This is a genomic window from Streptomyces sp. NPDC098789 (assembly GCF_044759975.1).
In the GTDB taxonomy this organism is placed as follows: Bacteria; Actinomycetota; Actinomycetes; order Streptomycetales; family Streptomycetaceae; genus Streptomyces.
On the sequence record NZ_JBIWAJ010000005.1, the window covers coordinates 6,140 to 32,985 of the forward strand.

Consider the following 26,846-nt stretch of genomic DNA (forward strand, 5'->3'; position numbering starts at 1 on the left):
CTCGTCAACCGCATCCGCGCCACCCTCGGACTCGACCTCGGCATCCGCGACCTCTTCCTCGCCCCCACCCCCACCACCCTCCACCAACGCCTCACCGACGCCCACACCCGGACCGGCGCCACGCCCCGCCCCGCTCTCACCCCCGTACCACCCCACCAACGCCCCGACCGCATCCCGCTGTCGGCGGCCCAGCGGGCCCTGTGGCTGGTCGGGCAGGTCGAGGGCCCGTCGGCGACGTACAACGCGCCGGTGGTGCTGCGCCTGGACGGCGTGCCCGACGCGGGGGCGCTCCAGGCCGCGCTGGGCGACGTGGTGGAGCGGCACGAGATCCTGCGGACCCGCTACGCGGCCGAGGGCGGCGAGCCGTACGCGTACCTGCCCGACGGCCCCGGTCCGCGGATCGACCTGACCTCCTGCACGCCCGGGACCCTCGACGAGCTGGTCACCGCCGCCGGTCGGGAGAGCTTCGACCTGACCGAACAACCGCCTCTGCGGGCACGGATGTTCCTGCCGGGCGACGGGACCTCGGTGCTGGTCCTGCTGGTCCACCACATCGCCACCGACGGCTGGTCCCTGACCCCGCTGCTGCGCGATCTGGCCGAGGCGTACGGGGCCCGGTCGGCCGGGAGCGCCCCCGGATGGCAGCCGCTGCCGGTCCAGTACGCCGACTACGCGCTCTGGCAGCGCGAGCTGCTGGGGGACCCCGCCGACCCGACCGCGCTGTCCCACCGGCAGCTGGCCGAGTGGCGCACGGCCCTCGACGGGCTGCCGGCCGCGGCCGACCTGCCCGCCGACCGGCCGCGCCCCGCCGAGCCCTCCGGCAAGGGGGCCCTGCTCACGGCCCGGCTCGACGCCGATGCGCACCGCGCGCTGGCGGCGCTGGCCCGCGGCAGCCGGGCCAGCCTCTTCATGGTGGCCCGCTCGGCGCTCGCCGCCGCGCTGGCCGCGACGGGCGCGGGCGCCGACCTGGCCATCGGCACCCCGGTGGCGGGCCGCCCGGACCAGGCCCTGCACGATCTGGTGGGCTTCTTCGTCAACTCCCTCGCCCTGCGCACCGACCTGTCCGACGATCCCGCGGTCGGCGAGCTGGTCGAGCGGGTGCGGGACGCGGACCTCGCCGCCTACGACCGCCAGGACCTGCCCTTCGACCTGCTCGTCGAGCACCTCGCCCCCGAACGGGCCCTGGGGCGGCACCCGTTCTTCCAGGTGATGCTGACCGTGGCGGACGCCGAGAACGACCGCGTCGCCCTCGGTCCGGTGACCGGCCGGGCCACCAGCACCGACCTGGGGGCCGCCAAGTTCGACCTGTCCTTCCACTGCGCGCAGACGCGCACGGCCGAGGGCGATCCGGCGGGCCTGGACCTGATGGTGCAGTACGCCGAGGACCTCTTCGACGCGTCCACCGCGCGCCTCCTGCTCGACGTCTTCGCCCGCACCCTCACCGCCTTCGCCACCGATCCGACCGCACGCCTGGGTCGACTCGACCTGCTCACCACCGAGGAGGGCGCCGCACTCGACGCCCGCCGCTCCCACCTCGCGGCGCTCACCGCACGGTCCGCCCGGGCCGCGGCGCAGGCCGAGGCCGAGCGGGCCCGGAGCGCCGCTCCCCGCACCCTCTCGCCCCGCGAGGAGATCCTCTGCGGACTCTTCGCCGAAACCCTCGGCCGCACCCACCACGACGGCGACGACAACTTCTTCCGCAACGGCGGCCACTCCCTCCTCGCCAGCAAACTCGTCAACCGCATCCGCGCCACCCTCGGACTCGACCTCGGCATCCGCGACCTCTTCCTCGCCCCCACCCCCACCACCCTCCACCAACGCCTCACCCACACCCAGAACCAGACCGGCGCCGACGCAACACCCCGGCCCACCCTCACGCCCGTACCACCCCACCAACGCCCCGACCGCATCCCGCTGTCCTACGCGCAGCGCCGGCTGTGGTTCGTCGACCAGCTCGAAGGACCCTCCGCGACCTACAACATCGCGCTGGTGCGGCGCCTGGACCGGGAGCTGGATCCGGCCGCACTGGCCGGGGCCCTGGCCGACGTGGCCGAGCGGCACGAGGTCCTGCGGACCGTCTACGGGGCCGAGGGCGGGGAGCCGTACCAGCGGGTCCTGTCCGGGGCCCGGCCCCAGCTGGAGCTGGGCCGCCCGGCGGACGTGTCCGCCGCGGTCGACGAGGCGGCCGGGCACGTCTTCGACCTGGCGCGCGACCTGCCGCTGCGGGCCTGGCTGTTCCTGCCCGACGAGCCGACCGGGCAGCAGACCCTGGTGGTCCTGCTGCACCACATCGCGGCGGACGGCTGGTCCACCGACTGCCTGCTCGCCGACCTCGCCGAGGCCTACGGGGCCCGGCTGGCCGGGGCCGCACCCGACTGGGAGCCGCTGCCGGTCCAGTACGCCGACTACACCCTGTGGCAGCGCGAACTGCTGGGCGGGGCCGAGCACGAACTGGCCTACTGGCAAGAGGCGTTGGCCGGGCTGGCGCCGCTGATCGACTTGCCGACCGACCGGCCCCGGCCCGCCGAGCCCTCGGGCCGGGGCGCGGTGACCGGCTTCGCGGTGGGCGCGGACACCCACGCGCGCCTGACCCGGCTCGCGCACGAACAGGGGGCCACCCTCTTCATGGTGGTCCAGGCCGCGCTGGCGGCCGTACTCGACCGCTGCGGGGCGGGCACGGACCTGGCGCTCGGCACCACGGTGGCGGGGCGCGGCGACGACGCGCTGCACCCGCTGGTCGGCTTCTTCGTGAACACGCTGGTGCTGCGGACGGACACGGCCGGGGACCCGACGTTCACCGAGCTGGTGGGGCGGGTGCGGGAGGCGGACCTCGCCGCCTACGACCACCAGGACGTGCCCTTCGACCGGCTGGTCGAGCACCTCAACCCGCACCGGTCCGCCGCCCACCACCCGCTGGTGCAGGTGATGATGCAGCTGCACACCACGGACCCCGCGGCGCGGGACGCGGCGGCCGGTGGTCCCCTGTCCGGCGCGGAGCCGGCCTTCGGGACCCGCACCGCCAAAGCGGACCTCACCTTCGCGCTCACGCAGGAGCCGGTGGCGGGGGCGGGCGGGCCGCGGGGCATGACGGGCGTGCTGGAGTACGCCACCGATCTGTACGAGGAGACCGGCGCGCGGCGGCTCGCGGAGCTGCTGGTGGCCGCGCTGGACGCGTTCGCGGCGGATCCGGCGCTGCGCGTGGGGCGGTTGGCCGCGCCGGCCGACCTGCGCGGCGAACGGCCGTGGGCCGGCGGCTACCGGATCGACCTGGCCCGGGTCACCGAGGTGCTCGCCGCGCACCCGCGGGTGCTGCGGGCCGAGGTGCGGGTGGCGGACGGACGGGTGGTCGCCGAGGTGACCGGCGCCGCCTCGGAGGCCGAGCTCCAGGAGTGGGCGGCGCAGCGACTGCCGGAGTACGCGGTCCCGGCGACGGTCCGCGTCCCCCGGGCGGGCGCGCCGCAGCCCCCCTCGCCGCCCGGTCCCGGGACCCCCGACCCGCTGCTCGCCACCCTGCTGACGCTCTTCAGCGAGGTGCTGGACGGGCGGGCGGCCGGTCCGGACGACAACTTCTTCAAGTTGGGCGGGCATTCGCTGCTCGCGGTCCGGCTGGTGAACCGGGTACGGGCCGAGCTGGGCCTGGAGCTCACCCTGCGGGAGGTGTTCCGGCACCCGACCCCGGCCGGGCTGGCCGCCCTGCTGGCGCGGGCCGCCGCCACGCCGCCGCCGCTCGTCCCGGTGCCGGTCCCGCCGCCGCTGCGCCGGCGCACCCAGGCGGGCGCCCGGACCCGGCGGGCCTAGGCGGGACGTCGGGGGGGGGCCGGAAGGCGGGGCGTACGGCAGTTGGGGCGGCAGGCCGGTGGGACCGGAGCTGCCGGGGGGACTGCCGTCCGGAGGGACGGCGCGTACCTAGCGTGGGGGCACGGAGTCGAGAGGATCCTTCTCGCGGTCTCCTCTCCTCACCTTCCCCCTCGCCTGGAGGCTTCCGCGATGCCCTCGACCGCCCCTACCGCCGCCGCCGTCCCGGACGACGGCGGCCCGGCGATCACCCCGGCCCCCCGACCCGGCGCGCTGGACGGCTTCGACGCCGCCGTCGCCGCGCGTCCCGAGCGCACGGCCCTGGTGCACGGCGACCGGCGGGTCAGCTACGGGCAGCTCGCCCTGGCCGTAGCGCTCCACGCCGAGGAGCCGACCGGATCCGACGCGGCCGACGGGTCCGGCTCCGCCGCCGGGTCCGCCCGGCCGCTCGGCGTCGACGCGGTCGTCGCCCTGCTGGCCGCCCTGCGCGCCGGCGGCGAACCGGTCGCCCGGCAGCGGGAGTACGGGCCGATCGGACCCGAGGACCGCGTCCTGCGGTCCGGCCCCGCGCCGCACGGCGTCGAAGGGGTCCTCCCGGCGCTGACCGCGGGCGCCACGCTCGTCCTGCGCGACGAGGAGACGCCGGACGCCGCGGGCCTGTTGGCGGGCGCCGCCGCGCACGGGGCGACCGTACTGGACCTGCCCACCGCCCACTTCCGCGAGCTGACCCGCGCGCTGGCCGCCGGTGAGGGCGAACTCCCGCCCGCGCTGCGCACGGTGGTCATCGACGGCGCCCCCGCCGAGCCCGATGCCGTGGCGCGGTGGCAGCGGGCGGTGGACCCCGCCCGGGTGCGGCTGCTGGACGCCCACCGGGCCACCGCGCAGGCGCCGGCCCCGGCCGAGGAGGGCGTCTTCGACGGGGTGGTCCTCGACGCCGAGGACCGGGTGCCGCTGTCGTACGCGCAGCGCCGGCTGTGGTTCCTGGGCGGCCTGGAGGGCCCTTCGGCCACCTACAACCTGCCGCTGGTGCTCCGCCTGGACGGGGTACCGGACCGGGCGGCGCTGGCGGCCGCCCTCGTGGACGTGATCGAGCGGCACGAGGTGCTGCGGACCGTGTACCCGGCCGTGGACTCCGAGCCCTACCAGCACGTGCTGGAGGCCCCGCCGCTGCCGCTCGCGGAGCGGGCCTGCGCGCCGACGGAGGTCGCGGCGCTGGTGGCCCGCTTCACCGCGGGCACCTTCGACCTCGCCACCCAACTCCCGCTGCGGGCCGCACTCTTCCTGCCGGGCGACGACACCGCCGTGCTCGCCCTGCTGACCCACCACATCGCCACCGACGGCTGGTCCGTGACCCCGCTGCTGCGCGACCTCGCCACGGCCTACGGGGCCCGGCTGGCCGGGGCCGCACCCGACTGGGAGCCGCTGCCGGTCCAGTACGCCGACTACACCCTGTGGCAGCGCGAACTGCTGGAGGACCCGGAGCGGCTGCTGGAGCACTGGCGCGGCGCCCTGGACGGGATGCCGACCGTGCTGGAGCTGGCGGCCGACCGGCCGCGGCCCGCCGAGCCCTCGGGCGAGGGCGCCACCCTCGTGGCCCGGCTGGACGCCGATGCGCACCGGCGCCTGGCCGAGCTGGGCGCGGAGCACGGCGCGAGCATGCTCATGGTCCTGCAGAGCGCCCTCGCGCTGGCCCTGTCGGCCGCGGGCGCCGGATCCGACGTCGCGATCGGCACCCCGGTCGCGGGGCGCGGCGACGAGGCCCTCGACGACCTGGTCGGCTTCTTCGTGAACACCCTGGTGCTGCGCACGGACACCGCCGGTGAGGTGAGCTTCGCCGAGTTGGTCGAGCGGACGCGGGACGCGGACCTCGCCGCCTACGCCCACCAGGAGCTGCCCTTCGACCTGCTGGTGGAGCACCTGAACCCGGTGCGCTCGCTCGCCGCGAACCCCTTCTTCCAGGTGATGTTGACCGCGCAGGCGCAGGGCGCCGCGGACGCGGGCGTCCCGCTGGGCGGCGGGCTGACCGGCCGCTTCGCCGAACCGGGCCTGGAGGCGGCCAAGTTCGACCTGAGCGCCTCCTGCGTGGAGCTGCGCGACGCCGAGGGCGCCCCGGCCGGTCTGGAGGTGTGGTGGCAGTACGCCACGGACCTCTTCGACGCCTCCACCGCGCAGTCGCTGCTCGACCTGTACGTGCGCACGCTCGCCCGGGCGGCCGCCGATCCGGCGTCCCCCGCGGCCGGGCTCGCGCAGCTCACCGAGGCGGAGGGCGCGGACCTGGCCCGGCGCCGGGAGCGCCTCGCGGCGGCCGCGGAACCGGCGGCGCGGGAGGACGCGCCGGCGGCCGGGGAGCCCGTTCCCGAGGAGCTGGTGACGACCCTGTGCGCGCTGTTCGCGGAGGTCATCGGGCGCGAGCGGGTGGCCCCGAAGGACAACTTCTTCGTGGTCGGCGGGCATTCGATGACGGGCGTGCGGCTGGTCAACCGGATCCGGGCGGTCCTCGGGGTGGAGGTGCGCATCCGCGACCTGTTCCTCGCGCCGACCCCCGCCGGGCTGGCCCGCCGCCTCACCCGTGCGGCCGCGCCCGCCCCCGGCACCGCCCTGGCCCGCACCGGGGTCCGGGAGCGGCCGGAGCGGATGCCGCTGTCCTACGCGCAGCGCCGGCTGTGGTTCGTGGACCAGTTGGAGGGCCCGAGCCGGTCCTACAACCTGCCCTTCGCGCTGCGTCTGGAACGCCCGCTGGACCCCGCGGTGCTGGTGGCGGCCCTGGCGGACGTGGCCGGGCGCCACGAGGTGCTGCGCACCGTGTACCCGGCGGTGGACGGGCAGCCGTACCAGCGGGTGACGGAGCCCGGGCGGCCGGTGCTGGAGCGGGTGACGGCGTCGGCCGGGGAGCTGGAGGCGGCCATCGACGCCGCCGCCGGGCACGTCTTCGACCTGGCGGCGGAGATCCCCTTCCGGGCCTCGCTGATCGACGTACCGGCCGACGGGGCCGCCGGACCGGCGCAGGTGCTGGTGCTGCTGGTGCACCACATCGCGGCCGACGGCTGGTCCAGCGGACCGCTGCTCACCGACCTCGCCGCCGCCTACGGGGCCCGCGCCTCCGGGGCCGCGCCCCGCTGGGAGCCGCTGCCGGTGCAGTACGCCGACTACACGCTGTGGGAGCGCGAGCGGCTCGCGGGGCCGGCGGCCGAGGCGCACGTGGCGTTCTGGCAGGAGCGGCTGGCGGACGCGCCCCCGGTACTGGAGCTCGCCGCGGCCCGGACCCGTCCGGCCGAGGCCTCGCACCGGGGAGCCGCGACCGCGCTCCGGCTGGACGCGGACACGCACGCCCGGCTGGAGGGGCTGGCCCGGGACCACGGGGCGACGCTGTTCATGGTGGTCCAGGCGGCCTTCGCGGCGGCGCTGACCCGGCACGGCGCCGGGACCGACCTGCCGCTGGGCACGGTGGTGGCCGGGCGCGACGACGAGGCGCTCGACGACCTCGTCGGGTTCTTCGTGAACACCCTCACGCTGCGCTGCGACACCTCGGGCGACCCGCGGTTCACGGAGCTGCTGGAGCGGGTCCGGGAGGGCGACCTCGCCGCCTTCGCCCACCAGGAGCTGCCGTTCGACCTGGTGGTGGAGCGGCTCAACCCGGTCCGCTCCACGGCCCACCACCCGCTGGTGCAGGCCCTGGTGCAGGTGCACCCGGCGGAGTCCGGCATCCCGGCCGGGTCGGCGCTGGCCGGCTCCCCGGTGGGCTCGGACTCCGGTTTCACCAAGTTCGACCTGACGGTCGCGCTGCGGGAGCTGCGGGACGCGGACGGGACGCCGGGCGGGCTGGAGGGCGTACTGGAGTACGCGACGGACCTGTACGACGCGGGGACGGCGGGGATGCTCGCCGGGCACCTGGCACGGATCCTGGAGGCGGTGGCCCGGGACCCGCGGCTGCGGCTGGCGGACCTGCCGCTGCTGTCCGCCGAGGAGGAGCATCGGCTGGTCACGCGGTACAACGACACCGCGACGCCGCGCGCGGCGTGCGGGGTGGTGCACGAGGTGTTCGCGGCGCGGGCCCGGCGCACCCCGGACCGGATCGCCGTGTCCTTCGAGGACGAGAGCCTGACCTACGCCGAGCTGGACGCGCGGGCCAACTCCCTGGCCCGCGACCTGATCGCGGCGGGGGTCGCCCGGGACGGCGCGGTCGGCGTGCTGATGGACCGTACGCCGTTGCTGCTGGTGTCCGCCCTCGCCATCCTCAAGTGCGGCGCCGCCTATGTGCCGTTGGACCCGCGACTGCCCGACACCCGAGTGCGGATGATCATGGAGGACGTGGCGGCGGGGGTGCTGCTGACGCAGCGGGCGCACACCGGATCGGCTCCGGTGCGCCAGGAGGCCGCCGCCGGTGTCACGGTGCTCGCCGTGGACGAGCTGGCCGTGGACCGGGACGCCACCGACCCGGGGACCGTGGTCGGCGAGGACGCCCTGATGTACGTGATGTTCACCTCCGGCTCCACCGGCCGCCCCAAGGGCGTCGGGGTCACCCACCGCAACGTGGTCGAGCTGGTCACGGACCGCTGCTGGGACCTGGCCAACCACCGGCGGATGCTGGTGCACTCGGCGATCGGCTTCGACGCCTCGACCTACGAGCTGTGGGTCCCGCTGCTGGGCGGCGCACAGCTCGTGATCGCCCCCGGCGACGGCACCGACGTCGCCGAACTCGACCACACCATCCGCACCTACGGGGTCACCGCCGCCTACTTCACGATGGGGCTCTTCCACATCATGGCGGACGAGGGCCTGGACACCCTCAAGCTCCTCGACGAGGTGTGGACCGGCGGCGACGTCGCCTCCCCCAGCGCCCTCCAACGGGTCCTGGACCACTGCCCCGAGACGGTCCTGGTCCACTCCTACGGCCCCACCGAGACCACCTTCGCCTCCCACCACCAGCGCATCGGGCTGACCGAGCGCACGCTGCCCGGGGTGTTCCTGGGCGCGCCGCTCGACAACACCCGCATCCACGTCCTGGACGAGCGGATGCGGCCGGTCCCGATCGGCGTCTCCGGGGAGATGTACATCGCGGGCAGCCAGGTGGCCCGGGGATACATCGGCCGGGCCGCACTGACCGCCGAGCGCTTCGTCGCCGACCCGTTCGGCGCGGACGGCGGGCGGATGTACCGCACCGGCGACCTCGTGCAGTGGACCCCGGAGGGGGAACTGCGCTTCATCGGGCGGGCCGACGGCCAGATCAAGCTGCGCGGCTTCCGGATCGAGCCGGGCGAGATCGAGGAGACCCTGGCCCGGCACCCGGGCGTCGGCCAGGTCGCGGTGGTGGTCCTCGACGACGGCCCCGGCGGCAAGCGCCTGGTCGCCTACGCGGTGCCGCGCGCCGAACACACCCTGACGGAACCGGCGTTGCTGCGCTGGGCCGCCGGGGAACTGCCCGAGCACATGGTCCCCTCCGCCGTCGTCCTGCTCGACGCGATCCCGCTGACCGTCAACGGCAAGCCGGACCGCCGGGCGCTGCCCGCGCCGCCGCGCGCGGCGCGCCCCACCGGCCGCCCGCCGCGCACCCCGCGCGAGGAGGTCCTGTGCGGCCTGTTCACCGAGGTGCTGGAGGTGGAGGGGGTCGGGATCGACGACAACTTCTTCACCCTGGGCGGGCATTCCCTGCTCGCGGTGCGCCTGGTCAGCCGGATGCGGACCGTCCTGGGGCTGGAGCTGGGCGTGCGGGACCTGTTCCGCACGCCGACCGTGGCCGGGCTGCTCGGTGACGAGCCGAGCGGCTTCGACCCGATGGGGGTCCTGCTGCCGCTGCACACCGGCGGCACCCGCCGCCCGCTGTTCTGCCTCCACCCCGGTACGGGCGTGGGCTGGTCGTACGCCGGTCTCACCCAGCACCTGGGCCCCGACCAGCCGCTGTACGCGATCCAGGCCCGGGCGCTGAGCGAGCTGGGGCACAGTCCGCAGAGCGTCGAGGAGATGGTCGCCGACTACCTGCCGCGGATCCGCGAGGTCCAGCCGCACGGCCCGTACCGCTTCCTGGGCTGGTCCTTCGGCGGCACGATCGCCCACGCGCTCGCCGTCCGGCTGGCCGAGCTGGGCGAACGCACCGAGCTGCTGGCCATGATGGACGTCCACCTGATGCCGACCGAGGCCGAGCGGCGCCGGATGACCCCGGCGCAGAAGCGGGACATGCTGGTCGGCGACGACGCGGACGTCCCCGAGGACGCCCCCTTCGACGTGGACGCCCTGATCGGTCTGGTCCGCTTGCAGGACCCGGTCCTGGGCGCCTTCTCCGACGGGGAGATCCGGTCCGTGATCGGCGCCTCCATCGACCACGCAGAAATCATGAACCTTTATTCTCCGCGCCCGGTCGCCACCGACATGCTGTTCCTCGGGGCACTGGAGGACGGGAAGACGGAAAACACTCTCGCACAGCACTGGATTCCCTATGTCGAGGGCAGTGTGGAGAACCATGTCATCGGAGTTCCGCACACCAGAATGGGCGAACCCGAACCGCTGGCCCTGATCGGCCGTATCCTTTCCGAGAAATTGAGGAGTCTGTCATGACCAATCCTTTCGACAATGCCGAGGGCACCTTCCACGTGGTGGTCAATGCCGAGGGCCAGCACGCCCTGTGGCCCACCTTCGCCACCGTTCCCGCAGGTTGGGACGTGGTCTGGGCGGACGGTTCGCGGGCCGACGCGCTCGCCTACGTGGAGCTGAACTGGACGGACATCCGGCCGAAGAGCCTGGTCGCCCAGTACGCCTGACCCCCGTACGCATTCCACCTGCCGCCAGGCCGTGTCCCGCACTCCGGGGCGCGGCCCGGCGGCTTTTTGCGCCGCGATATCGGCTGCGGGACGAGCGACCGGACAGGCCGGGTAATACCGCAATACTGCCGCCGGAACTTCCCCTCGGGCCCTGCTCCGCTTTCTATATTCACCGTATGCGACGACGGACTTTGAACATCCTGCTGACGGGTACGGCATCGGATTCCCACACATGGAATCTGGTCTATCTCCAGTTGCTGCTGGAGGAGGAGGGGCACCGGGTGCACAATCTCGGCCCCTGCGTCCCGGACCGGCTGCTCGCCGAGACCTGCGCCGAGCGGGAACCGGACCTCGTGGTGATCAGCAGCGTGAACGGGCACGGATACCGGGACGGGCTGAGCGCGGTGCGCACGCTGCGCCGCGCGGACCACGCCTTCCCCGTCGTCATCGGCGGCAAGCTCGGGGTCGCGGGGACCGCCGACCCCGTGCAGCGCGGTCGGCTGCTCGACGCGGGATGCGACGCCGTCTTCGACGACGGCGACGTGGCGGCCCTGCGGGAGTACCTCGGTTCGCTCACCGGCATCCGGGTCTTCGCGTGAGCGGCGCCACCTCCTTCGGCTCCTTCGTCGCCGACGCGGCGGCCGCCGGAGCGCTGGTCGTCCAGCCCCGGATGGGGTTCAGCGACCCCGCCCGGATGCGGGACGGCCTGGAGCGCACGAAGTCCGCCGTCGCCACCACCGTCGGCACCCTGACCATCGACAGCTACACCCGGGTCGGCGATCAGGAAGCCGCCCGGGCCGCGCTGGCCGAGGGCACCCCGCTCAACGGCTACCCGATCGCGACCCACCCGACCGCCCTGACCCGGTCGCTGCTGGACGGCGTGCTGGACCCGGGCTTCCCCGTCCAGGTGCGGCACGGCTCCTCGCGGCCCGAGTCGATCATCCGGGCGCTGACCGCGGCCGGGCTGGACGCCACCGAGGGCGGGCCGGTCTCGTACTGCCTGCCCTACGGCCGGACCCCGCTCGCGGAGTCCGTCGACAACTGGGCCCGCTGCTGCGAGCTGTTGGCCGCCCTGGTGCCCGCCCCGCGGGTACCGCACCTGGAGAGCTTCGGCGGCTGCATGCTCGGCCAGCTCTGCCCGCCGGGGTTGCTGGTGGCGATCAGCCTGCTGGAGGGTCTGTTCTTCACCCGGCACGGCATCAGCAGCGTCTCCCTCAGCTACGCGCAGCAGACCGATCCGGTGCAGGACACCGAAGCGGTACGGGCGCTGCGCCGCCTGGCCGGGGAGTTCCTGCCGGCCGGGGTGGACCACCACGTGGTGCTCTACACCTACATGGGGGTCTTCCCCGGCACCGAGGACGGGGCGACCCGGCTGCTGGAGGCCTCGGCGCAGCTCGCGGTGCGGGCCGGGGCGCACCGCCTCATCGTCAAGACCGCCGCCGAGGCGTACCGGATCCCGACCGTGTCGGAGAACGTACGGGCGCTGGAGACGGCGGCGGCGACCGCGGCCCTGGCCGAGGGGCCCGCGGAGCCGGGCGACGTCGACGCCGCGGGCGACAGCGAGGTCTACCGGGAGGCGCGCGCCTTCGTGGAGGCCGTGCTGGAGCTGGGCGAGGACCTCGACCGCAGCCTCAAACTGGCCTTCGCCCGCGGCCTGCTGGACGTCCCCTTCTGCCTGCACCCGGACAACGCGGGCCGCTCCCGCAGCGTGATCGACCCGGGCGGGCGGCTGCGCTGGTCCGAGGTCGGCGCGATGCCGGTGCGGGCCTACCGCCCGCCGGGCGGCGCCGCCCCGATGACCGCGGACGGCCTGCTGGCCGCCGTCCACGACGTGGCGCGCCGCTTCGACGCCGTACCGGTCCCCGCGTGACCGCCCCCGCCCCGCCATTGACCGACCGACGCACCCGCACACTCACAGGAGTCGACATGGAGCCCTACGGCGCCACCCCGCCCACCACCGCGATGTCCACCGACGCACCGCACACCCCGCCCCCGCTCGGGGAGCACCTGCGCTCGCCGCAGTTGCGGGCCGCGATGCTCGTCCAGCAGGAAGTCCTGTACGCCGCCCGGGAGTTCCTGCGCGGCGAGGGATTCGTGGAGCTGCTGCCGCCGCTGGTGGGCCCGGTCACCGATCCGGGCGGGCGCGGCGCGAAGGCCCTGGACGTCGACTACTACGGCGAGCCGTACAAGCTGATGACCAGCGCGATCCTCTACAAGCAGGCCTCGCTGCGCGGTTTCCCGAAGCTCTTCTACATCGCCCCGAACGTCCGGGTGGAGCCGCCGGAGACCGCCACCACCGGCCGCCACCTGGTCGAGTTCCACCAGATCGACGTGGAGATCGCCGGCGGCTCGCGCCACGACGCGCAGGAGATCGCGGCCGGGCTGCTGACCCGGGTGGCCGAGCACGTGTGGACGGCCGTCCCCGACGTGCTGCGCGAACTCGGGCGCGAGGAGATGGACTTCGCCGAGCTGCGGTCGGGCAAGTACGACGCCTGCACGCACGAGGAGGCGGTGGCGCGGCTGATCGGCCGGGGCCACCCGCAGAGCCCGGACGCCGAGATCGACTGGGCGGGCGAGAAGGTGCTCTCCCTGGAGGCCGAGCGGCCGTTCTTCATCAACGACTACCCGAAGGGCTCGCGCGGCTTCTACGACCGCGAGGACCCCGACCACCCGGGCCTGCTGCGCAACTTCGACCTGATCGCCCCCGGCGGCTACGGGGAGCTGGTCAGCGGCAGCGAGCGCGAATCGCACTACGCGACGCTCGTGACCCGGATGCGGGAGAGCGGCGAGAACCCGGCGAAGTACGCCTGGTACCTCGAACTGGCCCGCGAGGGGATCCAGTCGAGCGCGGGCTTCGGCATGGGGCTCCAGCGCCTGGTCCGCTTCCTGACCGGGCTCGACGCCCTGTGGCAGGTCAGCGCCTACCCGAAGCTGCCGGGGGTGATCGCACCGTGAGCGCGCTGACGGCGGCCGGCTTCCCGGAGCGCGCGGTGCGCGCCCGGGCCCGCGCGGGGACGGCCGAGGTGTTCCCGCCCGCGGACACCTACGGGACGCGGCTGTACGGGGCCCGGGAAGCGGATCCGATCGACGGGCCGTACCCGGCGGACGCACTGGACGCGCTGCGGCCGACGCCGCCCGTGTTCATGCCGCGGCGGCTGGAGAAACTGATCGACCTGGGCCGGGAGCCCTCCTTCGAGGACGTGGACCTGCGCACCAAGGTCGGCGGGTTCGCCGCCGAACTCCCGCTGTACCTCTCGGCGTTCGGCTCCACCCGGGCGGGCAGCGGGGACCTCGGCGTGGCCGCGGGCGCGCAGGCGGCCCGGCTCGGCATCCCGATGGTGATCGGCGAGAACATGGTGCCGGTGCACGGCTACCGGCGCGGCGGCGACGGGATGCGCTCGGCGCTGCTGGCGCGGGTGGCCGCGTACGCCGAGAACCTCGCCGACGGGGTCGGCGGGGTGGTGGTGCAGCAGTCCACCGAGGACGCCGACTCCGAGGTGTGGAACCTGCTCTACAGCGATCCGGGCACCCGGCCGCTGCGCGATTCGGGCCGGCTGGGCTTCGAGCTGAAGGTCGGACAGGGCGCGAAGCCGGGGCTCGGCGGGATGACCGTGGTCGACGCCGCGCAGGCGGAGCGGCTCGCCGGGAAGTTCACCGTGCGGGAGCTGCTGGGCGCGGGCGGGCACCTGCGGTGCGCGAGCCCGGGCACCTTCACGGAGGAGATCGTCCGCCAGCAACTGCGCTTCATGCGGAACAACTTCCCGCTGGCCCGGACCTGGGTGAAGTTCCATCCCGGGCGGGACATCGCGGCCGCGGCCGCCACCGCCTGGGCCGCGGGCGCCGACGCGGTGACCGTGGACGGCGCCGAGGGCGGCACCGGCTGGGCGCCGCGGGTCTTCCTCGACCAGGTCGGCCTGCCGCTCGCCGAGTGCCTGCGCCGGATCGGCAGGCCGCGCGGGGCGCTGCTGGCCACGGGCCGGATCTGGGAGGGCGGCCGCGCGGTGCGGGCGCTGGCCCTGGGCGCGAGCGCCGTGGGGCTGGGCCGGGCGGCCCTGCTCGCGGTGGACGAGGACCCCGAGGAGGGGCTGGTCCGGCTGGTGGCCGCGCTGGCCCTGGAGGTCCGGCTGCTGACCAGCGCGCTGGGCAAGTACCACACGGCCGACCTGTCCCCCGAGGACCTGTGGGACCCGCGGGAACCGCGGCTCCCCGCGGACGCCCCCGCCGGGTCCCGGTCATGAGCGCCCCGCGCGGCTCCGCGTCCCGCCCCGGGGACCGCGCGCGCGAACGCCGGCGCGGCGGGCCCGGGCGGCGGGCGGGCCGGGTGCGCGCCGTGTTCCGGCCGGGCGAGCTGCCCGGGGTGGCCGTGGCCGGGCCGCCGCGGGTCGTCCGGGTGGCCGGGAGCGCCGCCGCCCGGGCCCTCGCCGAAGCGGGCCTCGGCCATCTCGGCGGCCGCCTGGAGGTCCGTACGTACGACCGCGCACCCCGGCCCGGAGCCCTCGCGCACGCCGCCCGGCGGGCCGTGGCGCTCGCCCTGCGCGGCGCCCGGAGCACCCCGGCCGCCGCCTCCTCGTCCTTCCCCTCCACCCCTCACAGAAGCGGTGCCTGATGGATACGAACACCACACCCACGCCTGCCCCCGCGCCCGCCGCCGCCCCCGTGCAGTGGGGCCGGGTCGGCTCCTTGGTCGGCGGCCAGGCCGCCGTCCAGCTGGGCAGCTTCGCCCTGCTGATCGCGATGAACTGGACCGCCGTGCAGCTCGGCGGCACCCGGGCGGTGACCCTCCTGATGCTCGCGGCCACCGTGCCCCGGGCCCTCATGCTGATCTTCGGCGGGGCGGTCGCCGACACCCTCGGCCCGCGCTTCGTCCTGCTGCGCACCACCAGCGCCCGGGTCGTCCTGCTCGCCACCGGGGCCGTGGTCACCGCCACCGCGCAGCAGCTGTGGCCGCTGGTGACGATGGCGCTGATCGAGGGCGTCCTGCTCGGTCTGGCCGGTCCCGCCTCCGGGGTGCTGCTGCCGATGTTCGCCCGCGGGGACCAGCTGGCCCGCGCCAACTCCCTCTACGCCATGGTCCTGCGCGTCGCACCCATCCTGGGCGCGCCGGCCGGCGCCTGGTTGATCACGGTCGGCGAGCTGTGGGTCGCGATGGTGGTCGGGGCGGTCACCGGGGCGATCTGGCTCGGCTGCCTGCTGCACGTCACGCACGGGTTCACCCGTCCCGCCCGCGAGCCCGGCGTCTCGCTGATGAGGCGTTCCGGTGACGGATTCCGCCTGCTGGCCCGGCACCCGCGACTGCGTTGGATGTTCATCGCCTCGCTCTGCCTGGACATGGCCTTCAGCTGGCCCGCCGAGGTGGCCCTGCCGCTGCTGGTGCACCAGCGCGGCTGGGGCGTGGGCGCGGTGGGCGTGGTGCTGGCCGCCTTCAGCGTGGGCGCGCTGGGCTCCAGCGCCGCGGGCGCCGTACTGGCCCACCGCATCTCGATGTTCGTACGCCTCGTCGTGACCGGCGTGGGTCTGGCGGCCGGGATCCTGGTGATGGCGCTGATGCCCTCGGTGCTCTCGCTCACCGTCGTGGCCGCCGCGGTCGGTCTGCTCTCCGGGCTCAACGGCCCCGCGATCGTGACCCTTTACCAGCAGTCCGCGCCGGAGGACCGGATGGGCGCGGCGATGTCCACGCTGTCGCTGGCGGGCATCGGTACCGCGCCGATCTCGATCGCCGTCTTCAGCAGTCTGTCGCTCTTCCTCGGGGTGCAGACCACCTGGTTGGTGTGCGGGACGATCGCCTTCGTCTCGCCGGTCGCCGCGGTGATGGCGCTGCGGACCCCGGTGAAGACCGGGGAGCCGGACGAGAGCGCCGCCCTCTCCGCCGCCGCCCCCGCTCCCGTCCCCGCGTCCGTGTGAGGCGCGACGATGACGATCCTCACGACGCGCGCAGCGCGTCCCCCCACCGCCGACCTGCTGGTCCCGTCGCGACTGTCGGACCCCGGCCCGGCACGGGCCGCGCTGCTGCCCGCGGGACCCGACCTGTGGTTGGTGGACACCACCGGCTACCGGGCGCACGCCGCCCGGCACGCGCCCGGCACGCTGGACGCCCAGGAGCTGGCCCGGGCCGCCGAGTTCGTCCGGGCGGCGGACCGTGACGCGTACGTCTGCGCCCACGTGGCGCTGCGCCGCCTGCTGGGCGCCTACCTCGGCATCGCCCCGCGGGCGGTGACGGTGGACCGGGCACCCTGCGCGCACTGCCAGGAGCCGCACGGTCGGCCCGTACTGCCCGGTGGGGCACTGCACTTCTCGCTCTCGCACTGCCACGGGCTGAGCCTGCTGGCCTTCGCGAGCGTCCCGGTCGGGGTGGACGTGGAGGAGGTGCCTTCGGCGCGCACGATCGCCGAGACCGCGGACGTGCTGCACCCGCGGGAGGCGGCCGAGCTGGCGGTGCTGCCCGCCGCGGAGCGGCCCCTGGCCTTCACCCGGGTCTGGACGCGCAAGGAGGCGTACCTCAAGGGGCTGGGGGTGGGCCTCTCGGAGGATCCGGCGGCCGACTACGTGGGCTCGGGGCCCGTTCCGGCCCGGCTCGCGGACTGGGCGCTGACGGACGTCCTGGTGCCGGAGGGGCACTGCGCGGCGGTGGCACTGCGCAACCCCTATGCGTGACCTGTGACATGTGAAATATTACCTGCGCCCCGGCCGAACTCCCAGAAAGGTCAGCCACGTTGCGCAGACTCGTCGCGGCGGGAGCGGCGATAGCCCTCGCCCTCCTCGCCACCCCCGCGCTCTCCCCCACCGCGCTCGCCGCGGTCCCACCCGCCCCCCAGCTCGTGCAGAGCGAACAGGCGGCGGCCCCGCCGCCGTCGCCCCTGGAACTCCAGCGCCAGGCCCTGCGCCGCCAGGCCCTCGAAGCGATCGCGGCGGGGCCCGGCGCCGGGGCCGGAGCCCTGCGGGCCGAGCCGGACGGCACCCTCCCGCGCACCGCCAAGGTCGGCAAGCGCTACGTGGAGCTGGCCCAGGAGCGCAAGGACAAGGTGTTCGTGATCCTGGCCGAGTTCGGCGACCAGGTGGACACCACCACGCAGTACGAAGGCAAGCCGCGCTTCGGCGGCACGCCGGGCCCCCGGCACAACACCATCCCCGAGCCCGGCGCCTCCGACAACCACACCCTGTGGCGCAAGGACTTCAGCCGGGCCTCCTACCAGCAGCAGTTCTTCTCCGACGCCCCCGGCGCGGTCAGCCTGCGCTCCTACTACGACCTCCAGTCCTCCGGTCGCTACGCCATGGACGGCCAGGTCAGCGGTTGGGTCAAGCTCCCCTGGAACGAGGCCCGTTACGGCACGGACAACTGCGCCGAACCCGGCCAGTGCCGCACCAACTGGGACCTGGTCCGCGACGCCACCGACGCCTGGTACCGGGGTGAGGTCGCCAAGGGGCGCACGGCGGCCCAGATCAAGGCCCAGCTGGCCGAGTACGACGTGTGGGACCGCTACGACGCGGACCACGACGGCGACTTCAACGAGCCGGACGGCTACCTCGACCACCTCGTCATCGTGCACGCCGGCAAGGACCAGACCTGGGGCGGCGGCGCCCAGGGCAAGGACGCCGTCTGGGCGCACCGCTGGTTCGCGTACTACGACCAGGCCGGCACGGCGGGTCCCGCGGGCAACAAGGCGGGCGGCACGCCGGTGGGCGACACCGGGATCTGGGCGGGCGACTACCTGACCGGCGGCGAGAACAGTGGGGTCGGGCTCTTCGCCCACGAGTTCGGCCACGACCTGGGCCTGCCCGACCTCTACAGCTCGGACGGGGACAACAGCGTCAACTTCTGGTCGCTGATGTCCTCGGCCTCCTACCTCGGCAAGGGCCGGGGCACCACCGGCGCCTTCCCCGGCGACCTGGACGCCTGGAGCAAGCTCCAGTTGGGCTGGCTCGAATACACCGAAGCCGACGCGGGCCGCAGGACCAAGGCCGTGCTCGGCGTCTCCGGCTACAACACCGACGATCCACAAGCCCTGTTGGTGCACCTGCCGCCCTCGGTGACCCGTACCGAGCTGGCCGATCCCTACGAGGGCGCGGCCCAGTGGTGGAGCGGCACCGGCGACTTCATGGACAACACGCTCACGCGCTCCGTCGACCTCACCGGGCTCGCGGCCGGCGCCCCGGCCCGGCTCGACGCCCGGGTCTGGTACGACGTGGAGCAGGACTTCGACTTCCTGACCGTGGAGGCCTCCACCGACGGCGGGACCACCTGGGCGGCGTTGCCCGGCACGGTCGGCGGCGCCGCGATCCCCGCCAAGGGGATCTCCGGCGCCTCGGGCGGCTGGACCGAACTCGGCGTGCCGCTGGGCGCGTACGCGGGCGGACACGTCTCGCTGCGACTGCGGGTGACCTCGGACAGCAACACCCACGGCAAGGGCGTCGCCTTCGACGACCTGCGGATCACCGCGGACGGCCGCGAGCTGCTGCGCGACGGCGCGGAGCAGGGGGCGAACGGCTGGACGGCAATCAAGTGGTCGCGCACCGAAGGCCGTTACGGAACCGAGCAGCACCCGCGTGCCTACGTGGTGGAGAACCGGCGCTACACCGGCTTCGGCGAGTACCTCAGAACGGGACCGTACAACTTCGGGCAGGGCGACGACTCGGTGGAGTTCTACCCCTACCAGCAGGGCGTGTTGATCTGGCTGTGGGACACCGCGTACAGCGACAACACCACCAAGGCGCACCCCGGCGGCGGCCTGCTGCTGCCGGTCGACGCCCGGCCCGGGGCGCTGCGGTTCACGGACGGGTCGCTCGTCAACGCGCGGGCGCAGACCTTCGACGCGACGTTCTCGCTGCGGCCGAGCGACCGGATCGTGCTGCACAAGGCGGGAGCGCCGCTGGTGGTGCCCGCCCGGCCGGGCGTGCCCGTCTTCGACGACCGGCACGGCGGCTACTGGAACGCCGATCTGCCGCAGGTCGGGGTGAAGGTGCCGGACACCGGGACCCGGATCGCGGTGGTCAAGGAGGCGTCGGGCGGGGCGCTGACCACCGTGCAGGTGAGCCCCTCGCCCTGACCCGACGTGCCCCTATGATGACCGTGCACGGCCGATCGGGCCCGGGTGACCGGATCCCGGCGGCCGTACGATCCACAACTTCATGCGTGCGTGACCAGGGGAAGCCGGTGCGAATCCGGCGCTGACCTGCAACCGTGTGCGGCCCGTTGCCCCTCGGGGCGGCGGGCCGCGAGTCGGAGCACCTGCCACGGCACGCCGAACGCTTCCACTGTCACGGACTACAGCGCGAAGAAAGGCACCCCGCCATGCGCAGCATGCTCATACGCCGTACCGCCGTCACCGCCGCCGCCCTCGGGCTGGCACTGACGGCCGCCGCTCCGGCCGTCGCCCACACGACCGCCGCCCGCACCAACGCCCCGGTCCTGGTGCGCCTCACCGTGCAGGGCCCCGACGGCAACCTCTTCAAGGGCCTGGTGCTGACCAAGGGGCACGAGGTGACGACCGCGACCGGCGGCACCCACAAGTGCGACGGCACCAACGGCGCGCAGAACCCGAGCCCGGTCCCCACGCCCACCGCCGCCCTCGACGACGCGGCCCGCCAGCGCCACTTCGGCTGGGACGGCACCTGGTACGCGTCGTTCGACGACTTCTCGGTGGACACCGTCAAGAACGTCTCCGGCGGGGGCACGGCGTACTGGAACATCTCGGTGAACGGCGCCTCCACCCCGGTCGGCGGCTGCCAGTTCAAGATCAAGACGGGTGACGAGGTCGCCTTCACCTGGACCTCCTTCTAGCGGGCGGCCACGGGGATTCCTTCGGCGCGGGACGCGTGTGCTTCGGCGGGTACTCCCCGTCAAGGGTGTCGGTTACCATCCGAGCTACCTCAACCGACCTCTGTAGCCCCAGAGTTGGTCCGCACCGCCAAGGAATCCCCGTGATCAGCTTCGAGAACGTCAGTGTGAAGTACGACGACGCGCCCCGATCCGTGCTGCGGGACGTGAATCTGACCGTCGAGGAAGGCGAGTTGTGCCTGGTCGTCGGGCGCACCGGCGTCGGCAAGTCGACGCTGCTGGGTACGGTCAACGGACTCGTCCCGCACTTCACCGGCGGCACCCTGTACGGCCGGGTGACCGTCGGCGGCCGGGACACGGCCGAGCATCCACCGCGTGAACTCGTGGACCTGGTCGGTGTGGTGGGCCAGGATCCGCTCGACGGCTTCGTCACCGACACCGTCGAGGAGGAGCTGGCCTACGCGATGGGACAGCTCTCCGTGGAAGCGGCCGTGCGGCGCGCGCGGATCGAGGAGACCCTCGCCCTGCTGGACCTGACCGGGCTGCGCCACCGACCGCTGCACGAGCTGTCCGGCGGCCAGCAGCAGCGCGTGGCCATCGGTTCCGTGCTGACCGCGCACCCCCGGGTGCTGGTGCTGGACGAGCCGACCTCGGCCCTCGACCCGGCGGCGGCCGAGGAGGTGCTGGCGGTCGTCACCCGACTGGTGCGCGAACTGCGGATGACGGTGCTGCTCTCCGAGCACCGGCTGGAGCGGGTCGCGCAGTACGCGGACCGGGTGATCCACCTCCCCGGGGACGGGACCGTGGTGTCCGGGCGGCCCGCCGAGGTCTTCCGTACGTCGACGGTCGCGCCGCCCGTGGTGGAGCTGGGGCGGCTCGCGGGCTGGACCCCCCTGCCACTGTCGGACCAGGAGGCGCGCCCGGCCGCGGCCCGGCTGCGGACCCGACTGGCCGGGCGGACACCGGCTCCGGTGCGCCCCGCCGCACCGGCGGGCGGGGGCGAGGCGCTGCGGGCCGGCGGGCTGACCGTGACGCACATGGGGCTGCCCGCGGTGCACAAGGTGGACCTGGTGCTGCGCGCCGGGGAGGTCACCGCCCTGATGGGACCGGGCGGCTGCGGCAAATCCTCGCTGCTCCACGCCCTGCACGGGTCGGGGCCGCGGCGTTCGGGCACGGTGACGGTCGGGGGCGAGGGGGGTCGGGACCCCGGGACGCTCCCGGCCGCCGAGGTCCGGCACCTGGTCGCGATGGTCACCCAGACGCCCACCGACCTGCTGAGCCGGGTGACCGTACGGCAGGAACTCGCCCAGGTGGACGTGGAGTCGGCCGCCTCCGGCGTGCGCTCCGCGCGGGAGCTGCTGGACCTGCTGGCGCCCGGGGTCGACGACGCCATGCACCCGCGGGACCTCTCCGAGGGCCAGAAGCTGGCGCTCGTCCTCGCCGTCCGGCTCTCCGCGACGCCGGGGGTGCTGTTGCTGGACGAGCCGACGCGCGGCCTGGACCACCGCGCCAAGGCGGCGCTGATCCGGATCGTCGACGAGCTGGCGGCGCGGGGCACGGCGGTGCTGATCGCCACGCACGACGTCGAGTTCGCCGTGCGGGCGGCCGACCGGGTGGTGCTGATGGCGCAGGGCGAGACCCTCGCGGACGGCCCGGCCGCCGAGGTGCTGGCGACCTCGGAGACCTTCGCCCCCCAGGTCGCCCGGATCCTGGCTCCGCTGCCCTGCCTGACCGTGGAGCAGGTGGCGGGGATGCTGGAGGGCCCGTGACCCGGGGGGCCGGACCCGGCCGTCGTCGCGGGCGGCCGGCCGGCGGCCGTCCGACGGGTGGTCAGCCGCGCGGCACCACGCTCGCCAGCACGGCGGGCAGCGGATACCAGTCGGCCGAGACCACGGAGGCGTGGTACTGCCCGGCGAGCAGGGCGACCCGGTCGCGGGCCTGCGCCTCGGTGGGCCGGGTGCCGTCGATGGCGGGCGCGACGCCCTGCGCGTCGGTGGCGATCAGCAGGTAGTGGTTGCGGTCGTACCAGCCGGTGTCGATGGCGGGCGCGGTGTAGGCGCTCGCGTCCCCGTCGAAGACCACGAACCAGGGGCGCAGCGTGGCGTCGGCGTAGCGCGTGCGGGGATCGCCGGCCTCCGCCCGGTGCACCGCGGGGAAGGCGGCTGCCTGACCGAGCCGTCCGGCGGCGGCGAGAGTGCGCAGGTGGGTGGCGTACTCGCGGTCGGTCCAGAGGGTGTCGGCGCTGTTGCCCTCCTCCACGGTGCCCGGGATCAGCTCGATCAGGAACTTCCCGGCGAGGTCGGAGCGGCTCGGCCAGGCTCCGGCGCGCGCGGCGCTGTCCAGGTCGGGATGGCCCGCGGCCAGGTCGCCGGGCCGGTAGAGGGCGTCGCCCAGACGGGCGCCGAGCAGCGCGTCGAGGTCGGCCGGGCCGCGGCCCAGGTTGGCGGCGAAGCCGTCCTTGAGTTCCATCTTGAGGATGACCGGGCGGTGGCCGGGGTGCGCGTCGTGCCAGCTGCGCAGGTCGGCGAGGCAGCCCGCGAGGTTCTGGTTGCGGGACTTGGTGCGCAGTTGGGCGGGGGTGGTGGCGTTCTCGCAGTTGTTGTCGTTGCCGATCGGGTTGCTGTGGGAGACCCGCCAGGAGCTGCCGAAGAAGTTGGTCCACACGTCGAGTTCGAGCATCGCGGCGCCCGAGTCCAACGCGTCGGCGAAGTAGGGGTACTTGGCCTTCTCGTAGGCGTTGTGCACGCCGACGCCGGTGGACCCGGCCAAGGGCAGGCCCGCGCCGGGGACCGCGGCCGGCGCGGGGGCGGCGCCGGCCGCGGCCGGGGTGAGCGCGAGGACGACGGCCAGGGCGGCGGTGACCACCGCGGCCGTCCGGTTGCGGGAACTCATGGGCTTCTCCCCTACGGGTCCAGCCGACGCCGGTGCGGCGGCAAGTCGGCTGGAGCGTAAGGGAGTTGGGTGAAGAACGGGAGGACCACGGGTGGCCCGCGGGTGGCCCGGTCTAGGGCGTGTCTCGAAAGTGGCGCCGGGCGCCCGAAGGGCGCGGCTCGCGGCGTCTGGTGCCGTGCATCGCAAGGCGGAGGAATGCCCGCCTACTGGACGTAATCGGGCGTTCCGACAACGCCGCGAGGTGCGGTACCAGGCGTCGCGAGCCAGGCGGGACTTTCGAAACACGCCCTAGGGACAGGTGACCGTCCAGGTCACCTTGACGTGCCCGTCGTCGTCCCCGTAGAAGTCGCTGGTCCGGGTGCCGGGACGGTCGGTGTAGGGGTCCCAGGCGACGGTGCCCCGGGCGACCAGGTCGTCGGCCGAGGAGGCGTCGTGGTCCCAGAGGTACACCCCGATCTCCAGCGGGGCCGGGCCGCCGTACGTCGCTCCCGTGCCGACCTGTTGGTAGAAGTACGGGTCGGGATCGCTGCGGGCGCCCTTGTTGGGGAAGGTGGACGGATCGGATCCGGACCGCGACCAGGGCGCGGCGCGGACGCCGTCGGCGGCGCGGACGGTGAGGGAGCCGTAGAGCGCGGGACGGGTCGTGCCGTCGTCGAAGTACGTCAGCTCGGCGGCGTCCACCCGTACCCGGCACTGCGGCACCCCGGCGGCGGGGGTGACCGTATAGGTGACGGTGGCCTCGCCGCCGTCCACGCCGAGGAACCGGGCGGTGCGGCGGCCGAAGCCGAGCGAGGGGTCCCAGTGGATCCGACCCGCGGCCATCACGTCGTCGTTGTTGCCCGCGGTGTAGTCGGCGTCCGTGAGGTAGGCGGTGACGGTGGCCCCGCCGGTGAACACCTGGCTCCGGGCCGTGTCGTCGAGGCCGAACCAGGGGTCGTGGGCGGGGAAGGCGGTGGCGCCGGACCGGTCGCGGTGCCACAGGGAGCGGCCGGCGCCGTCCGTGGTGAGGGTCAGCCCGTCGTACAGCTCCGGGCCGCTCTCGCCGGAGGAGGTGAAGCGCGCCTCGTCGACGGTGATCCTGAACGGGCCGGTCCGCAGCTCCACCGTGCGCACCGGATCGATCGAGAACTCCTCGACGATGTGCCGGCGCACCCAGTCGTTGCCGAGCAGGCCGAAGTGCGAGGGGCAGCCGCTGTCGCCCTCCGGGAGGACGTGGTTGACGGCGCCCGCGAGCTCGGTGGAACGCGGGGCCCGGCTGTCGCCCGGCGGGATCTGCTGGTCGCAGGCGGAGCTGAAGGTGGTGTAGCGGGTGGCGCCGGGGGTCTCGTCGCCCGCGTTGAGGGAGTCGAGCAGGTCGCTGCCCGGGGCCATCTCGGCGAGCGAGGCGGCGTGGACGTCGCAGAACGTACCGAAGGGGCCGCACGGCGAGGCGTCGCCCGCGCCGTGGTTGGGGCCACCGAGGGAGACCCAGGAACGCACCCGCGAACTCCCGCCGTCCTTCAGGAACCTGCGGGTGAGCAGGCTGCCCATGCTGTGCGCGACGATGTCGACCGGACGGTCGCCGAAGCGCTCGGTGAGGAAGGCGCCGAAGCGTCCGGCGTTGGAGGCGTTGGTGGCGGCCCAGTCGTAGCCGAACTCGGCCAGGTCGGCGGAGAGCCAGCCCTGCGCGTGGAGGTAGTCCTCCAGCCCGTCGAGGGAGGCCGCAGTGTCCCCGTAGCCGTGCACGAGGACCACGGGGGTGCGTTGCTGCGCGGTGGCCGCGGGCGCTGCCGCGGGCGCGGGCGCCGCGCGGGCGAAGGGGGCCGCCAGCAGCGTGACGATCAGCGCCAGAACGACGGCGAGCGGGGTGAACAGGGCCACGGGCGGGGGGCCGGTGGGGAGGACGGACGGAGCAGGGGGCAGCGTCCGGGCGGCACGGCGCATGGCTCTCCTAGGGCTGCGTCACCGTAATGTGACTGGCGGGTAGCAAGGTAGCCCCGAGGCGATCAGTTTGCGAGGGGTGCGCACGACGGCCTTGGCTCCCGCGGGCTCGCGCAGTCGACTTCCACGCCCGGGCAGTCGAATTCCGCGCCCGGGCGTGGAAGTCCGCGCCCGGGCAGTCGACTTCCGAGGCCGTCGTCCCCCGAGCTACGGCGCACGGAGCGGATCAGGCGGCGGGCCGGCGCCGGTCGGGGGTGAGGAGGTAGGCGATCGCCATGTCGCTGAGCTCGTCGGCGTACCGGCGCCTGGCCGCTTCACCCGTGGCGGGGTCGGGGCGCACGGAGTTGTGGAAGCAGGCGCCGAGGACGGCGCGGGCCGCGGTGTCCAGGGCCGCCTGCGGCGAGGAGCGCCGGATCTGGTCGGCGTACGGGGCCGCCGCTTCGAGCAGGAGGCGGTGGATCTCGGCGATGGTGCTGGCCCCGCGCTCCAAGGAACGGGCCTCCCGCGCGCGCAGCAGCTCGGGGAAGAGGCCGCTGCTGTCGGCGAAGGACTGGAGCAGGGCGTGCGCGTAGGCGTCCATGACGCCGGAGAGCGAGGGCTCGGCCGTGCGCAGTCGCTCCGCCACGTACTCCTCGCGCCGCTCCAGCATCCGCTCGGACAGGGCGGCGATCAGCTGCTCCTTGTCCTCGAAGCGGCGATAGATCGTGCCGACCGCGACGCCCGCGCGGTCCGCGACGGCGGCGATCGTCATCTCCTCCAGGCCGACCGAGGAGGCGATCTCCTCGGCCGCCCGCAGTACGCGGGCCAAGGTCGCGGCGCTGCGTGCCTGCCGGGGTTCTCGGTAGGACGCTGGGCGGTCCGTCTCCTCGGTCATGTGCCGCATGGTAGCCGCGGCGCTCCCAGCAGGCCCTTTTGACAACCGGTGCGCCCTTCGGCGTACCCTCACCATGTGAACGTGAATTCACATTCACATCTCAGTGGAGGTGCGACCATGACAGACGACCAGACGCCCCCGACCCCCCGGACGCTCCCGCCCGTCTCCGTGACGCTGGAGACCGGGCCCGCGGATGCAGGCAGCATCGACGACCTCGAACTCTTCTACGCCCGCCGCGCCCTGGACCGCTTCCGGACGCTGCTGGGCCGCCAAGGGCTCCTCGACCTCCTGGCCCCGGACATCGAGGAGGGCAATGCGTTCCTGCGCGAGTGCGCTCGCACCTCCGGCGGCAGCTTCAAGGCGGGCACCACCGTGCTCGCGGCGAGGGGCCTCGGCTCGGGCGCCTTCCTCGCCTGGATGGACCGGGCGTTCGCCGGCGACGAGCGCGCGCTCCTCGCGGCGCACCCCGAGCACTACGTGATGGGCACCGACTCCATCGGGGCGCGCGTGGTGGAGAACATCGGTCCCCACGTCGCCGACTTCTACATGGGCGGCTGGGGAACGGACCAGCTGGCCTGGGCGGCGGACGCGGACGAGCTCCTCCCCGAGTCGGACTTTCCGCGCAAGATGTCCTCGAACCTCTTCCTGGCCGACGGCACCGTCGGCGGGCGGGCGCTGATCCAGTTCGGCGACACCGCCGACGGCTTCACCGCGAACCTGACGGTCTACTTCCCCCGCACCTGCCCGGACGAGGTCCTGGACCACCACCTCCGGCACTACGCCGTCGAGTTCAGGAACTGGATCGTCGCCGCCGCAGCCGCCCGCGCCTGAGCTCCGCCCA

Annotated in this window: 17 protein-coding genes and 1 riboswitch; of the genes, 14 read left to right on the top strand and 3 right to left on the bottom strand. The window is 74.5% G+C overall.

All coding sequences use genetic code 11. The annotated features are described in order from the left end of the window. From ACIQWR_RS12645 to ACIQWR_RS12705, 13 genes are all read left to right on the top strand, one after another. A partial coding sequence (locus ACIQWR_RS12645; protein WP_404007553.1) for a condensation domain-containing protein occupies positions 1-3,798 on the top strand: 3,798 nt, incomplete at its 5' end. A gap of 189 nt (positions 3,799-3,987) precedes the next feature. Beyond that, positions 3,988-10,344, top strand: a complete 6,357-nt coding sequence (locus ACIQWR_RS12650; protein WP_404007556.1) for an amino acid adenylation domain-containing protein — start codon at positions 3,988-3,990, stop codon at positions 10,342-10,344. Further along, entirely contained in the window at positions 10,341-10,547 is a 207-nt protein-coding gene (locus tag ACIQWR_RS12655) for an MbtH family protein (protein ID WP_385787964.1), read from the top strand. Before ACIQWR_RS12650 ends, ACIQWR_RS12655 begins: the two co-directional genes overlap by 4 nt. A gap of 176 nt (positions 10,548-10,723) precedes the next feature. Next, positions 10,724-11,146 carry a cobalamin B12-binding domain-containing protein gene (locus ACIQWR_RS12660; protein WP_404007559.1) on the top strand — a complete coding sequence of 141 codons (423 nt, stop codon included), beginning with the start codon at positions 10,724-10,726 and terminating at the stop codon, positions 11,144-11,146. Then, positions 11,143-12,417 (top strand): methylaspartate mutase, encoded by a 1,275-nt coding sequence (locus tag ACIQWR_RS12665; RefSeq protein WP_404007560.1) that lies wholly within the window; start codon positions 11,143-11,145, stop codon positions 12,415-12,417. Before ACIQWR_RS12660 ends, ACIQWR_RS12665 begins: the two co-directional genes overlap by 4 nt. A 56-nt stretch (positions 12,418-12,473) precedes the next feature. Further along, entirely contained in the window at positions 12,474-13,502 is a 1,029-nt protein-coding gene (locus tag ACIQWR_RS12670; protein ID WP_404007563.1) for an asparagine synthetase A, read from the top strand. After that, entirely contained in the window at positions 13,499-14,785 is a 1,287-nt protein-coding gene (locus ACIQWR_RS12675) for a glutamate synthase-related protein (protein ID WP_404007565.1), read from the top strand. The genes ACIQWR_RS12670 and ACIQWR_RS12675 overlap by 4 nt, the downstream gene beginning before the upstream one ends. Continuing rightward, entirely contained in the window at positions 14,782-15,153 is a 372-nt protein-coding gene (locus tag ACIQWR_RS12680; protein ID WP_404007568.1) for a hypothetical protein, read from the top strand. Before ACIQWR_RS12675 ends, ACIQWR_RS12680 begins: the two co-directional genes overlap by 4 nt. Then, positions 15,153-16,448 (top strand): MFS transporter, encoded by a 1,296-nt coding sequence (locus ACIQWR_RS12685; protein ID WP_404007571.1) that lies wholly within the window; start codon positions 15,153-15,155, stop codon positions 16,446-16,448. Before ACIQWR_RS12680 ends, ACIQWR_RS12685 begins: the two co-directional genes overlap by 1 nt. A gap of 9 nt (positions 16,449-16,457) precedes the next feature. After that, positions 16,458-17,198 carry a 4'-phosphopantetheinyl transferase family protein gene (locus ACIQWR_RS12690; RefSeq protein ID WP_404007575.1) on the top strand — a complete coding sequence of 247 codons (741 nt, stop codon included), beginning with the start codon at positions 16,458-16,460 and terminating at the stop codon, positions 17,196-17,198. Positions 17,199-17,257: 59 nt separating this feature from the next. Further along, the gene (locus tag ACIQWR_RS12695) at positions 17,258-19,588 is read left to right on the top strand and encodes an immune inhibitor A domain-containing protein (protein ID WP_404007577.1); all 2,331 of its coding nucleotides are present in this window, start codon (positions 17,258-17,260) and stop codon (positions 19,586-19,588) included. Positions 19,589-19,654: 66 nt separating this feature from the next. Beyond that, positions 19,655-19,793: riboswitch (cobalamin riboswitch) on the top strand. A gap of 40 nt (positions 19,794-19,833) precedes the next feature. Further along, positions 19,834-20,322, top strand: a complete 489-nt coding sequence (locus tag ACIQWR_RS12700) for a DUF4430 domain-containing protein (protein ID WP_404007579.1) — start codon at positions 19,834-19,836, stop codon at positions 20,320-20,322. Between the two features lie 140 nt (positions 20,323-20,462). Further along, a complete protein-coding gene (locus tag ACIQWR_RS12705; RefSeq protein ID WP_404007582.1) occupies positions 20,463-22,088 on the top strand; it encodes an ABC transporter ATP-binding protein in 1,626 nt (541 codons plus the stop codon). Positions 22,089-22,149: 61 nt separating this feature from the next. Here the strand turns inward: ACIQWR_RS12705 and ACIQWR_RS12710 are convergent, their stop codons facing one another. From ACIQWR_RS12710 to ACIQWR_RS12720, 3 genes are all read right to left on the bottom strand, one after another. After that, complete coding sequence (locus tag ACIQWR_RS12710) at positions 22,150-23,211, bottom strand: phosphatidylinositol-specific phospholipase C domain-containing protein (protein WP_404007585.1); 1,062 nt, start codon at positions 23,209-23,211, stop codon at positions 22,150-22,152. A 288-nt stretch (positions 23,212-23,499) separates the two neighbouring features. Beyond that, positions 23,500-25,134, bottom strand: coding sequence for an esterase/lipase family protein (locus tag ACIQWR_RS12715; RefSeq protein WP_404007588.1), 1,635 nt, complete (start codon positions 25,132-25,134; stop codon positions 23,500-23,502). Between the two features lie 223 nt (positions 25,135-25,357). Next, positions 25,358-26,005, bottom strand: coding sequence for a TetR/AcrR family transcriptional regulator (locus ACIQWR_RS12720; protein WP_404007591.1), 648 nt, complete (start codon positions 26,003-26,005; stop codon positions 25,358-25,360). A gap of 117 nt (positions 26,006-26,122) precedes the next feature. On the opposite strand from ACIQWR_RS12720, the gene ACIQWR_RS12725 reads away from it, so the two are divergent. Beyond that, positions 26,123-26,836, top strand: a complete 714-nt coding sequence (locus ACIQWR_RS12725; RefSeq protein WP_404007595.1) for a hypothetical protein — start codon at positions 26,123-26,125, stop codon at positions 26,834-26,836. The last annotated feature ends 10 nt before the right edge of the window (positions 26,837-26,846 follow it).

Coding starts and splice junctions, on each gene's coding strand:
- ACIQWR_RS12650 (WP_404007556.1), top strand. CDS start 3,988: ATGCCCTCGACCGCCCCTACCGCCGCCGCCGTCCCGGACGACGGCGGC.
- ACIQWR_RS12655 (WP_385787964.1), top strand. CDS start 10,341: ATGACCAATCCTTTCGACAATGCCGAGGGCACCTTCCACGTGGTGGTC.
- ACIQWR_RS12660 (WP_404007559.1), top strand. CDS start 10,724: ATGCGACGACGGACTTTGAACATCCTGCTGACGGGTACGGCATCGGAT.
- ACIQWR_RS12670 (WP_404007563.1), top strand. CDS start 12,474: ATGGAGCCCTACGGCGCCACCCCGCCCACCACCGCGATGTCCACCGAC.
- ACIQWR_RS12680 (WP_404007568.1), top strand. CDS start 14,782: ATGAGCGCCCCGCGCGGCTCCGCGTCCCGCCCCGGGGACCGCGCGCGC.
- ACIQWR_RS12685 (WP_404007571.1), top strand. CDS start 15,153: ATGGATACGAACACCACACCCACGCCTGCCCCCGCGCCCGCCGCCGCC.
- ACIQWR_RS12690 (WP_404007575.1), top strand. CDS start 16,458: ATGACGATCCTCACGACGCGCGCAGCGCGTCCCCCCACCGCCGACCTG.
- ACIQWR_RS12700 (WP_404007579.1), top strand. CDS start 19,834: ATGCGCAGCATGCTCATACGCCGTACCGCCGTCACCGCCGCCGCCCTC.
- ACIQWR_RS12710 (WP_404007585.1), bottom strand. CDS start 23,211: ATGAGTTCCCGCAACCGGACGGCCGCGGTGGTCACCGCCGCCCTGGCC.
- ACIQWR_RS12715 (WP_404007588.1), bottom strand. CDS start 25,134: ATGCGCCGTGCCGCCCGGACGCTGCCCCCTGCTCCGTCCGTCCTCCCC.
- ACIQWR_RS12720 (WP_404007591.1), bottom strand. CDS start 26,005: ATGACCGAGGAGACGGACCGCCCAGCGTCCTACCGAGAACCCCGGCAG.
- ACIQWR_RS12725 (WP_404007595.1), top strand. CDS start 26,123: ATGACAGACGACCAGACGCCCCCGACCCCCCGGACGCTCCCGCCCGTC.